The following is a 13,929-nucleotide window of genomic DNA, read 5'->3' as shown; positions in this document are numbered from 1 at the left end:
GTCACCGCCCCCAACACCCCGCCACACTGGCAGCCCCCGACATCCCGAGGTTGTCGCGCCTGCCGGTGTGTTCCAGCACAAAGCTGCCGCAGGCATCGCCTCCCATCAGGCCCCCGCCAATCGGCGACGCGGTCAGCGTAAATGTCCGCTCCTTGCGCTCAGCCCCTATCCGATAAAATGCATTTCCCACTGACACCTCATGACTAAACGCCGGCGGCCCGCTGACGTCCGAGTACTGCCCTGCCCGCGAATGAAACCGCTCCAGCTTCTGCGCCTCTTCAACCAGCACCCCGGCGATCTCGGAGCGGCGAGTTTTACGGGTGTATTCGCTGTACTGCGGGTACGCGACGGCGGCGAGAATCGCGACGATGGCGATGGCAATCAGCAGTTCAATCAGGGTGAAGCCTGCGGTTGCTCTGTTCATTGCCGCTGCCGCCACATCACGCGACGCTCCTGGGTGTGGATGCTTTCGAGCACGGTGCGTGAGTCGCCCTCGATGCCAACAGCCGTCACGCGATACAAGTTCCAAAACTGACCGTCTGCGCCTCCGGCCGGCTGGTCGGTTTGGCCAACATGCTGAATGCCGTAAAAACCACCTCGCGTCGCGACCCAATCCACGCCCGACGCCGCGCCCGTTCCGCTGCTGGAAAGGGTCAACGCTTCAGGCGGTGGCACACATTTGGCTGGCGACGAACAAGCTGGCAGGGAAAACCCCGGTGCCACGATTTTCGCTTCCGCAAGGCGCAGCGCTGTCTCGGCGGACTGAAACGACGCATCGCGCAGCTTTAGCGTGCCGGCCACTTTTTCCTGGAGCGTGGCGTTTTGCATCGACGATGTTGCCAGCAGGGTCAACAACAGCAGGAACACCAAACTGACGATCAACACCGCCCCACGTTGTGCGTTCATGTTCATGCGCTCACCCCAGCCGGTTACGGATGGCGGCGACAACGTCGACGGTTTGTTCCTGCGCCCGGCCTGCGGGGTCGAACAGGGTCAGGGTCAATCGCACGCTGCGGATGAGGGAGGGTTCGGCAGTGGCGGCGTACCGCGAGATGGAGCGGTCGTTGATGGATCCGGCGACGCCAAACAACACGCTGAACGCACGCACGTTGCTGACCAGAGGCTGGCCGTTCAGCGACAGCTCATTGCGCGCCTTGTTGAAGCGATAGACCTGCCGGTGAATCGGCATAGCGGTCTCACCCACGGCAAGTCGAGGCGCCCTGCCGTTGGAGTACGCAGTGGCGGATGAAATGCAGTCGGTGTGAATGACCCAGGTCGACCAGCCGCCGCCCTCCCCGGTTCCGGCCGTGGCGAGGGTCAGAGTGTGCGAATTGGCGTCCCACGTGATGGGGTCTTCAAACGCCCTGGAGAAACCATTACTGACGCTGGCGTCTTCGACCTTCCCCAAACAGCCGAACATCCCTACCAGCTGCACTTCCTGGACCATTTTGCTGAGCACGAATCGTGCGTCTTCCTGCAGGCTGGCGGACGATGTCTGACTGGCATAGCTGCTCTTTGAACTGATAAATATCTGCGCCAAGGCCAGCGACATCACCAACCCCAGGACCAGCGCCAACATGACTTCGATTAGGCCAAAGCCCTTCTCCAGAGTTTTCATGGCCGTGCGCCCCGCTCGGCAGCGACATCGGCGGTCAGCGTAAGTGTTTGCTTGTCCGCAAGCTCCTGGCTGGCACGGGAATCGTCCCACTTCAATGTAAGGTTCACGCGCGATCCCGCCACCGCAATCGATGCCTCGGCATCGTCACCGACTGCGCGTTTCAACTGCGTCGCGAAGTCGTACAGGTCTTGCTGGCGGGGCACGGCGAGACTGCCGGAAGTAGGCGCCTGACTCAGCGAAGCCAGCGCGTAACTGGTCCCCGGATTGGCGCGGATGCGCTCGAACAGGTCATGGGCGATGAAGCTGACGTGCATGCTGCGCATCGAGCTGTCGGTGTATTTCAGGGCGTTGAGCTGCAACATCGCCACGCCCAATATGCCGACACTGAAGATCAGCAACGCGACCAGCACTTCGATCAATGTCATCCCTGATTGCATCGTCTTCCCTCGCATCGTCCACCTCTGCCATCCGCTGTGCAGCCACCAGTGAAGCCGATGCGCGGCGGTTTGCCCGGAGGATGTGTAACGGCGGCTTTCGGACATACCGGCTGACAATCGACCCGGTTGTCAGCGCGGCCAAGCGGGTGTTTGCTTGAGCGCCGCATTCAACGGAAGACGCTCGTGAAACAGCAAGGATTGACGCTGATTGAACTGCTGGCAGGGTTGGTAATTGTCGGCATCGTCGCCACGCTGGCGATCCCCGCCTTCGGGCAACTGATCGATTCTCAACGCCGTCAGGACACGGCTCAGCAACTGGCCAGTGGGCTGCGAATGGCTCGCACGGAGGCGATTCTGCGCAGTCAGCCGGTGGTGATGCAGGCGCTGGACAATGACTGGAGCCGAGGCTGGAATGTGTTCGTTGACAGCAACCGCAACCAGTTCAGGGACGAGGGCGAGCTTTCTCTGGCCGAGTTCGCCAGCCACCGAAATGTCAGGGTCGTCGGCAACAGCAAAGTAGCTGCGCGGATTGGTTTTGATAACACGGGGCGGCTGCTGAACAACGCCAACGGCACCCTGGCGGTGTGCCTCAAAGACGCACCCGCCAGCCGCTATCAGTTGGCGATCGCGGTGACTGGCAGGGTCACGCTGCGATCCGAGGGATTCGGCAGCGAGCCCTGCGCATGATGCGGTGACAGGATGACCGGATTACAGCAGTGACTTGACGCGCAATTCCTTCGGCATCGAGAAGGTGATGTTTTCCTCGCGCCCGGCCAGTTCGTCCGCGCCGGTCGCGCCCCAGGCGTGCAACTGCTCAATCACGCCACGCACCAGCACCTCGGGCGCCGAAGCACCGGCGGTAATGCCGATGCGTCCCACGCCGTCGAACCAGCTGCGCTGCATGTCTTCGGCACCATCAATCAAATAGGCCGGGGTCGACATGCGCTCAGCCAGTTCGCGCAGGCGATTGGAGTTGGAGCTGTTCGGGCTGCCGACCACCAGCACCACGTCACACTCATCGGCCAGAACCTTTACCGCATCCTGACGGTTTTGCGTGGCGTAGCAGATGTCGTCTTTACGCGGACCGCCAATGGCCGGGAATCGCGAGCGCAAGGCGTCGATCACACGGCTGGTGTCGTCCATCGACAACGTCGTCTGGGTCACGAAAGCCAGGTTCTCGGGGTTGCCGACCTGCAGCTTGGCGACGTCCGCTTCGTCTTCGACCAGATAGATCGCGCCGCCATTGCTGGCGTCGTACTGGCCCATCGTGCCTTCGACTTCCGGGTGGCCGGCGTGACCGATGAGGATGCACTCGCGGCCATCGCGGCTGTAGCGCGCCACCTCGATATGCACTTTGGTCACCAGCGGACACGTGGCGTCGAACACCTTCAAACCGCGACCTGCCGCCTCGGTGCGCACCGCCTGTGACACGCCGTGGGCACTGAAAATCACGATGACGTCGTCCGGCACCTGCTCGAGCTCTTCGACGAAGATCGCGCCACGGCTGCGCAGGTCTTCGACGACGAATTTGTTATGAACCACTTCATGGCGCACGTAAATCGGCGGGCCAAACACTTCCAGCGCGCGATTGACGATTTCGATCGCACGGTCCACCCCGGCGCAGAAGCCTCGTGGGTTGGCGAGTTTGATTTGCATGATGTGCCTCGTGTCTACGCGCAATGAAACATAAAAACGAAAAGGCCCCGAACAGTGCCGGGGCCAAGCGCTCTGGCGATGCTCAGAGTGCCTTCACCTCGAAAATTTCCACTTCGAAGGTCAACGTCTTGCCCGCCAGCGGGTGGTTGAAATCGACGGTGACCTGATCATCATCAATCGCCTTCACCACACCCGGCAGCTCGGTATTCGCCGCATCGTTGAATATCACCAGCAGCCCTTCGGACAGCTCCATGTTCTGGAACTGCGAGCGCGGCATGATCTGCACATTCTGCGGGTTCGGCTGACCGAACGCGTTTTCCGGCGGCACCTGAAGCGTACGTTTGTCGCCGGCTTTGAAGCCAAAGATCAGCGCTTCAAAGCCCGGAAGAAGGCTACCATCGCCAACCTTAAAGGTCGCTGGGGCCTTGTCGAACGTGCTGTCGACGGTGTCGCCGTTTTCCAGGTGCAGGGCGAAATGCAGGGTGACTTCCGTGTTCTGACCGATGCGTGTTTCCTGTGCAGCCTGTTCGGTCATCAACTGATCAGTCATTGACGGTTTCTCCGGTTTTCTTGCTCTTGAACATGTCCAGAGCCAGCATGATCGCGCCAACGGTGATGGCGCTGTCCGCGACATTGAAGGCCGGGAAGCCGTGTTCTTTCCAATGCACGAAGATAAAGTCTATGACATGGCCGATGAAGATTCGGTCATACAGATTGCCGAGCGCCCCACCCAATATCAGGGCAAGGGCAATCGCCAGCCAGGTTTCGTCACGCCCCAGGCGCTTGAGCCAGACCACCAGCACCCCACTCACCACGACCGCAATCAGCGCAAACAACCAGCGCTGCCAGCCGGAACTGTCGGCCAGGAAGCTGAACGCAGCGCCAGTGTTGTAGGCCAGCATCCAGCTGAAGTAGTCAGGAAGGATGACGATCTGCTCGTACAACTCCAGACGGTTTTCGAAGTAGAACTTGCTGGCCTGGTCAATGACCAACACCAGCACGCTCAGCCACAACCAACCCAGTCGGCCCATACGGCCAGCCGATGCATTAGGCATAGTGACGAACCTCGCCTGCACCGCTGATGTTGTCGACGCAACGACCGCAGATTTCCGGATGCTCAGGATTGACCCCGACGTCCTCGCGGTGATGCCAGCAGCGCGCGCACTTGGCGTGGCCGGATTTGACGACCTTGAGCTTCAGACCGGCCACTTCGGTAACCACAGCATCGGCAGGCGCGCTGACGAAAGGCGCGACACTGGCCGTCGAGGTGATGAGCACGAAACGCAGCTCGTTGCTCAGTTTGGACAGATCCGCTACCAGCGCGTCTTCAGCGTACAGCGTGACTTCGGCCTGCAAGTTGCCGCCGATGGCCTTGGCCGCGCGCAGGTTCTCCATCTCCTTGTTGACCGCGACCTTCACCGCCATGATCCGCTCCCAGTAGGCACGGTCCAGCTCGAAGCCTTCTGGCAGCTCGCTCAGGTTCTGGTACCAGGTGTTGAGCATGACCGACTCGTTACGCTCGCCCGGAAAGTACTGCCACAGCTCGTCGGCGGTAAACGCCAGGATCGGTGCGATCCAGCGAACCAGCGCTTCGGAGATGTGGAACAGCGCGGTCTGGCAGGACCGACGCGCCTTGCTGTTGGCGCCGGTGGTGTACTGGCGATCCTTGATGATGTCGAGGTAGAAGCCGCCCAACTCCTGCACGCAGAAGTTGTGCACCTTCGAATAGACGTTCCAGAAACGGTACTCGCCGTAATGCTCTTCCAGCTCACGTTGCAGCAGCAGCGCGCGATCCACGGCCCAGCGATCCAGCGCGAGCATGTCTTCGGCGGGCAGCAGGTCGGTGGCCGGGTTGAAGCCGGTCAGGTTCGAGAGCAGGAAACGCGCGGTGTTGCGGATGCGACGGTACGCATCGGCGCTGCGCTGCAAGATGGTGTCCGAGACGGCCATTTCGCCGGAGTAATCGGTCGCCGAAACCCACAGACGCATAATGTCGGCGCCCAGCGTGTCGTTGACTTTCTGCGGTGCGATCACGTTGCCCAGCGACTTGGACATCTTGCGGCCGTTCTCGTCCACGGTAAAACCATGGGTGAGCAATTCACGGTACGGCGCGTGATTGTCGATGGCGCAACCGGTCAGCAGCGACGAGTGGAACCAGCCACGGTGCTGGTCGGAGCCTTCCAGGTACAGGTCGGCGCGTGGACCGCTTTCGTGGCCCATCGGGTGTGAGCCGCGCAGCACATGCCAGTGCGTGGTGCCGGAATCGAACCAGACGTCCAGGGTGTCGGATATCTTGTCGTACTGCGGCGCTTCGTCACCCAACAGCTCGGCCGCGTCCATCTTGAACCAGGCTTCGATGCCTTCCTGCTCGACGCGCTGGGCGACTTCTTCCATCAGCTCAACGGTGCGCGGGTGCAGCTCGCCGCTTTCCTTGTTCAGGAAAAACGGGATCGGCACACCCCAGTTGCGCTGACGGGAGATGCACCAGTCAGGGCGGTTGGCGATCATCGAGTGCAGGCGCGCCTGCCCCCATGCCGGGACGAACTTGGTTTCTTCGATGGCTTTCACGGCGCGGTTGCGCAGGGTGTCGCCCGACGCTGGCTGCTTGTCCATGCCCACGAACCACTGCGCGGTGGCGCGGTAGATCAGCGGCGTCTTGTGGCGCCAGCAGTGCATGTAGCTGTGGGTGATGGTTTCGGTGTGCAGCAACGCGCCGACTTCGGTCAGCTTGTCGATGATGGGCTGGTTGGCCTTGAAGATGAACTGGCCGCCAAAGAACTCCAGCGACGGGCTGTACACGCCGTTGCTCTGCACCGGGCTGATGATGTCGTCATTGGTCAGGCCGTAGGCTTTGCAGATCACGAAGTCATCGACGCCATAGGCCGGCGAGCAGTGAACCACACCGGTACCGGCGCCCAGCTCGACGTAGTCGGCCAGATAGATGGGCGACAGACGATCGTAGAACGGATGACGGAAATTGATCAGCTCAAGCGCCGAACCCTCGGCCGTCGCCAACACCGAACCTTCGAGGTTCCAGCGCTTCAGGCAGGACTCTACCAGCTCTTCAGCCAGCACCAGCAGGCGCTCGCCGGTATCGACCAGCGCATAGGTGAATTCCGGGTGAACGTTGAGCGCCTGGTTCGCCGGGATGGTCCACGGGGTGGTGGTCCAGATCACGATGGCAGCAGGTTTGCTCAGGCTTGGCAGACCGAAGGCGGCAGCGAGCTTGTCGGCATCGGCAACCGGGAAGGCCACGTCGATGGTGGACGATTTCTTGTCCTGGTATTCGACTTCTGCTTCAGCCAATGCCGAGGCGCAGTCGAAACACCAGTTGACCGGCTTCAGGCCCTTGAAGACGAAGCCGTTCTTGACCATTTCGGCCAACGCGCGGATTTCCCCGGCTTCGTTGGCGAAGTCCATGGTGCGGTACGGGTTGTCCCAGTCGCCGAGTACGCCCAGGCGAATAAACTCGGCTTTCTGGCCTTCGATCTGCTCGGCCGCGTAGGCACGGCACAGTTCGCGGGTCTTGTCCGCAGGCAGGTTTTTGCCGTGGGTGACCTCGACCTTGTGCTCGATCGGCAGACCGTGGCAATCCCAGCCCGGAACATAAGGCGCGTCGAACCCCGAAAGGGTCTTCGAGCGAACGATCATGTCCTTGAGAATCTTGTTGACCGCATGACCGATGTGGATATTGCCGTTGGCGTACGGAGGCCCGTCGTGCAGCACGAACTTGGGCCGATCCTTGCCAATTTCGCGCAGCTTCTGGTACAGGCCAATGCTGTCCCAGCGCTGCAGAGTTTGCGGCTCGCGCTGGGGCAGGCCGGCCTTCATCGGGAAGGCGGTGTCCGGAAGATTAAGCGTGGCTTTGTAGTCGGTCATTTCAGGCTCTAAAGTTTAGCGGTTGGTCGTGCCAGTGGGCACGAGCGGCAGCGACATCCGCATCGATCGCCGTCTTGAGCGCCTCAAGGGAGGCAAAGCGCTGCTCATCACGCAGCTTCTGGTGGAATACCACCGTCAAACGCCGGCCATAGATATCGCCGGTAAAATCCAGAAGGTGAATCTCCAGGTGGGGACGTCCATCGCCCGCCACGCTGGGACGCACGCCAATGTTGGCGACGCCCGGCCACACCTTGCCGTCAATCTGCGCGCTGACCAGATAGACACCGGTCAATGGCACGCGACGACGCTTGAGTTGCACGTTGGCGGTGGGCGTACCCAGCTGACGCGCCAGTTTCTGGCCATGCAGCACGCGGCCGGAAATCTCGAACGGGCGGCCCAGCAAATGCTCCGCCAGTTTGAAGTCTGCGGCGGCCAGCGCGGTGCGCACCTTGGTGCTGCTGACGCGGAAGCCGTCGATCTCGACAGTCTGTGCCGCTTCGACGGTAAAGCCCTTCTCGGCGCCTACGTTTTGCAGGAAATCAAAATCACCGATCCGGTCGCAGCCAAAGCGGAAGTCGTCGCCGACCTCCAGATGCTTCACGCCCAGGCCATCTATCAGCACGGTGTCGACAAACTCGGAGGCGCTGAGCCTGCTGAAACGCTGGTTGAATGCCAGACACAACACCAGATCAACGCCCTCGCCAGCAAGCAGATCAAGCTTGTCACGCAGTCGGGCCAAGCGGGCCGGCGCCGTCTCGGGAGCGAAGAACTCGCGCGGTTGCGGTTCGAAGATCACCACACAACTGGGCAAACCCAGCTCGACGGCACGCTCACGCAGGCGCGCCAGGATAGCCTGGTGACCCCGGTGAACACCGTCGAAATTGCCAATGGTGGCGACGCAGCCCCGGTGCTGCGGGCGCAGATTGTGAAGGCCTCGAACCAGCTGCATAACGCGCTTCTTGCTCATAAAGTGGCCGATTATAACCACACACCGCCGTCAACGACAGGCGACACATCCGGGCAAACCGCAACAATCGACGTTAACCGGCAGAAAACGACGACTGATCCTACAGGATCGCCTTGCGGGCGAAATGCCTGACCCGGAAACCCAACACCAACAAGGTGCCGAAATACGCCAGGACACCTGCCAGCACCAGCGCACCCAGGCGCAGGAAACGCTGCAGCATCTCACCGTCCGACCAGGCGGGCATCACATGCATCAGGCCCAGCAGCACGGCGGACATCACCGCCACGGCGACAATCAGCTTGCCCAAAAACACCGGCCACCCTGGCTGCGGCTGAAACAGGTCCTGCTTGCGCAACTGCCAGAACAGCAGCAAGGCGTTCAGGCATGCGCCCGCGCTGATCGCCAGCGCCAGACCCGCATGAGCCAAGTGGATGACGTAGACGAAAAGCAGGTTGAACAGCTGAGTCACTATGAGGGTGAAGATCGCGATTTTCACCGGAGTGCGGATATTTTGTTGGGCATAAAAGCCGGGGGCCAGCACCTTGATCACGATAATGCCCAGCAGCCCGACCGAATACGCGACCAGCGCACGCTGAGTCATCGCAGCATCTTCGCCGTCGAACTTGCCGTACTGAAACAGCGAAACCGTCAGCGGCTCGGCGAGCAATCCGAGCGCCAGGGTGCACGGGAGCACCAGCAGGAAGCACAGGCGCAGGCCCCAGTCGAGGATGCGCGAATATTCGTGGCGATCCCGGCTGGCGTAGGTTTTCGAGAGAATCGGCAGAAGAATCGTCCCCAACGCTACGCCGAGCACACCAGAAGGCAGCTCCATCAGACGGTCGGCGTAGTACATCCAGGACACCGAGCCGGCAACAAGGAACGAGGCGAAGATCGTGTTGATGATCAGCGATATCTGACTGACCGACACTCCGAGCATGGCCGGCAGCATTTGCTTCATCACCCGCCAGACCCCGGTGTCGCGCAGGTTGAGGCGCGGCAGCACCAACATGCCGATCTTTTTCAGATGCGGCAGCTGATAGAGAAGCTGCAGCAGCCCACCCGCCAGCACCGCCCAGCCCAGCGCCATGACGGGCGGGTGGAAATACGGCGTGAGAAACAGGGCGAAGAAGATCATCGCCAGATTGAGCAGCGTCGGCACGAACGCCGGAACGGAGAAGCGATTCCACGTATTGAGGATCGCGCCGGCCAGCGAAGACAGCGAGATGAGCAATATATAAGGAAAGGTCACCCGCAACAGGTCCGAGGTGAGCTGGAATTTCTCCGGCGTGTCGGCAAATCCCGGCGCAGTCGCCCAGATGACCCAAGGGGCGAACACGACGCCCAACACAGTGACGATCGCCAGCGCCAACGTCAGCAAGCCGGTGACATACGCAACAAATGTGCGGGTTGCCTCCTCGCCCTGCTGGCTTTTGTATTCCGCCAGGATCGGCACGAATGCCTGGGAAAAGGCGCCCTCGGCAAAGATCCGGCGCAGCAGGTTAGGCAGTTTGAAGGCGATAAAGAAGGCATCAGTGGCCATGCCGGCGCCGAATGCGCGCGCGATGATGGTATCGCGGACAAAGCCCAGCACCCGCGAAAGCATCGTAATAGAGCTAACGGCGGCAAGCGATTTGAGTAGATTCATCGAAAGGTTGTACGCCTGACCAAAGGAAGCGCCAAAGCGCGTTCCATATATGCGATACTCCGCGCCGCAAAACAGCTCAGAGCCAAAGCCCGCGAGTTTACAGGTCGCACGCCGGAAAGAAATCACCTCGGCACCACACCGCGACCACTCAGCGGAACGCATCAACTGCCCTTGACAAGCGTCAATCTCATCGGCATGATTCGCGGCCTATTTTGTTAGCTATTTCCCAAGTCTTTCGAGGAGCTCGACGGTGGCCAACACACCTTCCGCCAAAAAACGTGCAAAACAGGCTGAGAAGCGTCGCAGCCACAACGCCAGCATGCGTTCCATGGTTCGTACCTACATCAAGAATGTAGTTAAAGCCATCGACGCTAAAGACGCTGAAAAAGCGCAAGCTGCTTATGTTCTGGCCGTGCCAGTTATCGACCGTATGGCCGATAAAGGCATCATCCACAAGAACAAAGCTGCTCGCCATAAAGGTCGCTTGAATGGCCACATCAAGGCTCTGAACCTTGCTGCTGCAGCCTAAGCGATCCGCTTGTTAAAAAACCGACCTCAGGGTCGGTTTTTTATTGCCTTCGATTTGACGCTTCAGCATCAAGGCGCGGGAGCAGGCGCCCACGGCAGAATCGGGATCGCGGTCACGGCGTTCTGCGGACTGCCCTCGATCACCTTGTCGCTGTAGACGAGGTACACCAGCGTGTTGCGCTTCTTGTCGAGGAATCGCACGACCTGCATGGTCTTGAACACCAGCGAAGTCCGCTCCTTGAACACCTCGTCACCGTCCTTCAATTGCTCCTTGAAGTGAATGGGACCGACCTGCCGACAAGCGATGGACGCCTCTGCACGATCTTCAGCCAGACCCAGACCGCCCTTCACCCCACCGGTTTTCGCGCGGGACAGATAGCACGTCACGCCATCAACCTTGGGGTCGTCGAATGCCTCGACCACGATCCGATCATTCGGACCGACCATCTTGAACACGGTGGATACCTGGCCGATCTCTTCAGCCGACGCCAGCAAAGGCAACATCAGCAACGCGCCTACCAACCCTTTCATGACTCGCATGTATGCTTCCTTCTTTTGATGATGCACTTCAGACCAGAATCAGGTTGTCACGATGCACGAGCTCAGGCTCAGCCATGTAACCCAACTCTTTGACAATGGCGTCAGAGGGCAGGCCGATGATCTTCTGCGCCTCGAGCGCACTGTAATTGCTGAGACCGCGGGCGATCTCGCGACCGTCAGCCGCCACGCACACGACCATCTCGCCGCGACGAAAGCTGCCCTGCACCAGCTTGACGCCGACTGGCAACAGGCTCTTGTGGCTTTCGGTCAATGCCTTCACCGCGCCCTCGTCCAGCACCAGCGTGCCACGGGTTTGCAGATGCCCGGCCAGCCACTGCTTGCGAGCCGCGAGCATCTCGCGCTCCGGGGATAGCAACGTGCCCAATCGCTCACCGGCCTTCAAACGCGCAAGGACACGCTCGATGCGACCACCCACAATCACGGTGTGCGCGCCGGAACGGGCGGCGAGTCGTGCAGCACGCAATTTGGTCTGCATGCCACCACGACCCAGCGCACCGCCGGTGCCGCCGGCCACTGCATCAAGGGCGGGATCATCGGCGCGGGCTTCATAAATGAGCTGCGCTTCAGGATTGTTGCGAGGGTCGGCATCGAACATGCCGTCACGGTCGGTCAGGATGACCAATAGGTCGGCTTCAACCAGGTTGGCCACCAGCGCCGCCAGGGTGTCGTTGTCGCCAAAACGAATCTCGTCGGTGACGACCGTGTCGTTTTCATTGATGACAGGGACGACGCCCAGCTCAACCAGGGTGCGCAACGTGCTTCGGGCGTTCAGGTAGCGCTTGCGATCAGACAGATCATCGTGGGTGAGCAGAATCTGCGCGGTGTGGCGCTGATGCTCGGCAAAGCTGGATTCCCACGCTTGCACCAGCCCCATCTGACCGATTGCTGCAGCGGCCTGAAGCTCATGCATGGCACTCGGTCGCGCAGTCCAGCCCAGACGGCTCATGCCGGCCGCTACCGCGCCGGACGACACCAGGACCAGTTCGACACCTGCCTCATGCAGCGCCACCATCTGCCCGACCCAAACACCCATCGCGTTGCGATCCAGACCCTTGCCGTCCGCCGTCAGCAGCGCACTTCCGATCTTCACCACCCAACGCTGGGCACCTGTCACCTTGCTCCGCATGATCTTTCAACCTTAAGCCAGAGAGTCCGAATTCTAGATACTAAAACGCCGCTTCAAGAGCGGCGTCGTAGTTTACTGCAGTCGATCAGTCGCGGACGTAAATGATTTCCGGACCATCTTCGTCTTCCACGTCTTCCTCATCCCAATCGTCATCGCCGATGTCATGCACGCTCTTCACGCCGCTACGACGCAGAGCACGCTGATCATCCAGCGCCTGCAGCTGGGCACGGGCTTCGTCTTCGATGCGCTGATCCAGCTCAGCCAGCTCAGCCAGCTCGGCAGCGTAGGCCGGGTCATTGGCCAGACGGTCAGCGCGATCTTCGAGATAGCGCATGATGTCGTGGGTCAGGCGATCGGTGCCTTCTTTGGCGATGGCCGAGATCACGTAGACAGGGCCGGTCCACTCCAGGCGATCAATGATCTCCTGCTTGCGGGCTTCGTGCTCTTCTTCGAGGATCTGGTCGCACTTGTTCAGCACCAGCCAGCGATCACGGTCGGCCAGCGCAGGACTGAACTTGACCAGCTCGTTGACGATGACTTCGGCGGCATCCGGCGCGCTGCTTTCATCCAGCGGCGCCATGTCGACGAGGTGCAGGAGCAGACGCGTACGCGCCAGGTGCTTGAGGAAGCGAATCCCCAGACCGGCACCGTGGGAAGCGCCTTCGATCAAGCCGGGAATATCGGCGATGACAAAGCTTTTCCAGCGATCGACACTGACAACGCCCAGGTTCGGCACCAGCGTAGTGAACGGGTAATCGGCAACCTTTGGCTTGGCAGCCGATACCGAACGAATGAACGTGCTCTTGCCGGCATTCGGCAAACCGAGCAGACCGACGTCAGCCAGTACTTTCAGCTCCAGCTTGAGGTCACGCTGCTCACCCGGCTTGCCCGGAGTGGTCTGACGCGGCGCACGGTTGGTACTGGATTTGAAACGCGTGTTACCCAGACCGTGCCAGCCACCATGGGCCACCAGCAGACGCTGACCGGCCTTGGTCAGGTCACCGATGACCTCTTGGGTACCGGCGTCGATCACGGTGGTGCCGACCGGCACGCGCAACACCAGCTCTTCACCCTTGCGACCGGTGCAGTCGGTGCTGCCGCCGTTCGAACCGCGCTCGGCGTCGAAGTGGCGGGTGTAGCGGTAGTCGACCAGGGTGTTGAGGTTTTCGTCAGCGATCATGTAGATCGAGCCGCCGTCACCACCATCACCGCCGTTGGGACCACCGTTCTCGATGAATTTTTCGCGGCGGAAGCTCATGCAACCGTTACCGCCATCACCGGCCTTTACTCGAATGGATACTTCATCAACAAATTTCATAGCGCACGCCTCCCGTCACAAAGACGAGCAAACAACATTGATTCATAAGGCTCTTGCAAAGATGAGCGTTGCGATACCGATCAAAAACCAGCGACTTCACACCACAACGGCCCACACAAACAGCTTTGCAAGAGACTCACCAGAAACAGGACCTTCTACAAACGAAAAAGCCCTGTCATCGACAGGGCTTTTCA

15 protein-coding genes are annotated in these 13,929 nt (G+C 60.5%); 2 read left to right on the top strand and 13 right to left on the bottom strand.

The features are described 5' to 3' along the window. Position 1: 1 nt before the first annotated feature. The 4 genes from IFT47_RS16270 to pilV are packed head-to-tail and all read right to left on the bottom strand — an operon-like array spanning position 2 to position 2,055. A complete protein-coding gene (locus IFT47_RS16270) occupies positions 2–424 on the bottom strand; it encodes a type IV pilin protein (RefSeq protein WP_192173390.1) in 423 nt (140 codons plus the stop codon). Further along, entirely contained in the window at positions 421–912 is a 492-nt protein-coding gene (locus tag IFT47_RS16265) for a pilus assembly PilX family protein (protein ID WP_192173391.1), read from the bottom strand. The genes IFT47_RS16270 and IFT47_RS16265 overlap by 4 nt, the downstream gene beginning before the upstream one ends. Before the next feature lie 4 nt (positions 913–916). Continuing rightward, positions 917–1,618: a PilW family protein gene (locus tag IFT47_RS16260; protein ID WP_192173392.1), complete on the bottom strand. Its 702-nt coding sequence runs from the start codon at positions 1,616–1,618 to the stop codon at positions 917–919. Next, entirely contained in the window at positions 1,615–2,055 is a 441-nt protein-coding gene (gene pilV / locus IFT47_RS16255; RefSeq protein WP_274605505.1) for a type IV pilus modification protein PilV, read from the bottom strand. Before pilV ends, IFT47_RS16260 begins: the two co-directional genes overlap by 4 nt. 183 nt (positions 2,056–2,238) lie before the next feature. Here pilV and IFT47_RS16250 point away from each other — a divergent pair, with 183 nt between their 5' ends. Then, positions 2,239–2,742, top strand: a complete 504-nt coding sequence (locus tag IFT47_RS16250; RefSeq protein WP_192173394.1) for a GspH/FimT family pseudopilin — start codon at positions 2,239–2,241, stop codon at positions 2,740–2,742. A gap of 21 nt (positions 2,743–2,763) precedes the next feature. Here the strand turns inward: IFT47_RS16250 and ispH are convergent, their stop codons facing one another. The 6 genes from ispH to murJ all read right to left on the bottom strand — a co-directional run bounded on the left by ispH (position 2,764) and on the right by murJ (position 10,202). Beyond that, positions 2,764–3,711, bottom strand: a complete 948-nt coding sequence (ispH, locus tag IFT47_RS16245; protein WP_192173395.1) for a 4-hydroxy-3-methylbut-2-enyl diphosphate reductase — start codon at positions 3,709–3,711, stop codon at positions 2,764–2,766. An 82-nt stretch (positions 3,712–3,793) separates the two neighbouring features. Further along, positions 3,794–4,246 (bottom strand): FKBP-type peptidyl-prolyl cis-trans isomerase, encoded by a 453-nt coding sequence (gene fkpB, locus IFT47_RS16240; protein WP_192173471.1) that lies wholly within the window; start codon positions 4,244–4,246, stop codon positions 3,794–3,796. A 7-nt stretch (positions 4,247–4,253) separates the two neighbouring features. Then, positions 4,254–4,766, bottom strand: coding sequence for a signal peptidase II (gene lspA / locus IFT47_RS16235; RefSeq protein ID WP_192173396.1), 513 nt, complete (start codon positions 4,764–4,766; stop codon positions 4,254–4,256). Beyond that, a complete protein-coding gene (ileS, locus tag IFT47_RS16230; RefSeq protein ID WP_192173397.1) occupies positions 4,759–7,590 on the bottom strand; it encodes an isoleucine--tRNA ligase in 2,832 nt (943 codons plus the stop codon). The genes lspA and ileS overlap by 8 nt, the downstream gene beginning before the upstream one ends. Before the next feature lies 1 nt (position 7,591). Next, positions 7,592–8,539 (bottom strand): bifunctional riboflavin kinase/FAD synthetase, encoded by a 948-nt coding sequence (ribF, locus tag IFT47_RS16225; RefSeq protein WP_192173398.1) that lies wholly within the window; start codon positions 8,537–8,539, stop codon positions 7,592–7,594. A 118-nt stretch (positions 8,540–8,657) separates the two neighbouring features. Next, on the bottom strand, positions 8,658–10,202 hold the full coding sequence (gene murJ, locus IFT47_RS16220; RefSeq protein WP_192173399.1) for a murein biosynthesis integral membrane protein MurJ: 1,545 nt from the start codon (positions 10,200–10,202) through the stop codon (positions 8,658–8,660). 250 nt (positions 10,203–10,452) lie between these two features. On the opposite strand from murJ, the gene rpsT reads away from it, so the two are divergent. Next, positions 10,453–10,731, top strand: coding sequence for a 30S ribosomal protein S20 (gene rpsT / locus IFT47_RS16215; protein WP_037015424.1), 279 nt, complete (start codon positions 10,453–10,455; stop codon positions 10,729–10,731). A gap of 68 nt (positions 10,732–10,799) precedes the next feature. On the opposite strand, the gene IFT47_RS16210 is transcribed toward rpsT, so the two are convergent. The 3 genes from IFT47_RS16210 to cgtA all read right to left on the bottom strand — a co-directional run bounded on the left by IFT47_RS16210 (position 10,800) and on the right by cgtA (position 13,735). After that, positions 10,800–11,270: a CreA family protein gene (locus IFT47_RS16210; RefSeq protein WP_192133166.1), complete on the bottom strand. Its 471-nt coding sequence runs from the start codon at positions 11,268–11,270 to the stop codon at positions 10,800–10,802. 28 nt (positions 11,271–11,298) lie between these two features. Continuing rightward, positions 11,299–12,417 carry a glutamate 5-kinase gene (proB, locus tag IFT47_RS16205; protein WP_192173400.1) on the bottom strand — a complete coding sequence of 373 codons (1,119 nt, stop codon included), beginning with the start codon at positions 12,415–12,417 and terminating at the stop codon, positions 11,299–11,301. A gap of 85 nt (positions 12,418–12,502) precedes the next feature. Next, entirely contained in the window at positions 12,503–13,735 is a 1,233-nt protein-coding gene (cgtA, locus tag IFT47_RS16200; RefSeq protein ID WP_192173401.1) for an Obg family GTPase CgtA, read from the bottom strand. Positions 13,736–13,929: the final 194 nt, after the last annotated feature.

Source organism: Pseudomonas sp. CFBP 13711, from assembly GCF_014842265.1.
Lineage (GTDB): Bacteria > Pseudomonadota > Gammaproteobacteria > Pseudomonadales > Pseudomonadaceae > Aquipseudomonas.
This window is presented reverse-complemented; position numbering and strand designations above follow the sequence as displayed.

Bases quoted from the DNA above. Each gene is read 5' to 3' on its own strand.
- ribF (WP_192173398.1), bottom strand. From the start codon at position 8,539: ATGCAGCTGGTTCGAGGCCTTCACAATCTGCGCCCGCAGCACCGGGGC.
- ispH (WP_192173395.1), bottom strand. From the start codon at position 3,711: ATGCAAATCAAACTCGCCAACCCACGAGGCTTCTGCGCCGGGGTGGAC.
- proB (WP_192173400.1), bottom strand. From the start codon at position 12,417: ATGCGGAGCAAGGTGACAGGTGCCCAGCGTTGGGTGGTGAAGATCGGA.
- lspA (WP_192173396.1), bottom strand. From the start codon at position 4,766: ATGCCTAATGCATCGGCTGGCCGTATGGGCCGACTGGGTTGGTTGTGG.
- cgtA (WP_192173401.1), bottom strand. From the start codon at position 13,735: ATGAAATTTGTTGATGAAGTATCCATTCGAGTAAAGGCCGGTGATGGC.
- IFT47_RS16270 (WP_192173390.1), bottom strand. From the start codon at position 424: ATGAACAGAGCAACCGCAGGCTTCACCCTGATTGAACTGCTGATTGCC.
- murJ (WP_192173399.1), bottom strand. From the start codon at position 10,202: ATGAATCTACTCAAATCGCTTGCCGCCGTTAGCTCTATTACGATGCTT.
- IFT47_RS16260 (WP_192173392.1), bottom strand. From the start codon at position 1,618: ATGAAAACTCTGGAGAAGGGCTTTGGCCTAATCGAAGTCATGTTGGCG.
- fkpB (WP_192173471.1), bottom strand. From the start codon at position 4,246: ATGACCGAACAGGCTGCACAGGAAACACGCATCGGTCAGAACACGGAA.
- ileS (WP_192173397.1), bottom strand. From the start codon at position 7,590: ATGACCGACTACAAAGCCACGCTTAATCTTCCGGACACCGCCTTCCCG.
- pilV (WP_274605505.1), bottom strand. From the start codon at position 2,055: ATGCAATCAGGGATGACATTGATCGAAGTGCTGGTCGCGTTGCTGATC.
- IFT47_RS16210 (WP_192133166.1), bottom strand. From the start codon at position 11,270: ATGCGAGTCATGAAAGGGTTGGTAGGCGCGTTGCTGATGTTGCCTTTG.
- IFT47_RS16265 (WP_192173391.1), bottom strand. From the start codon at position 912: ATGAACATGAACGCACAACGTGGGGCGGTGTTGATCGTCAGTTTGGTG.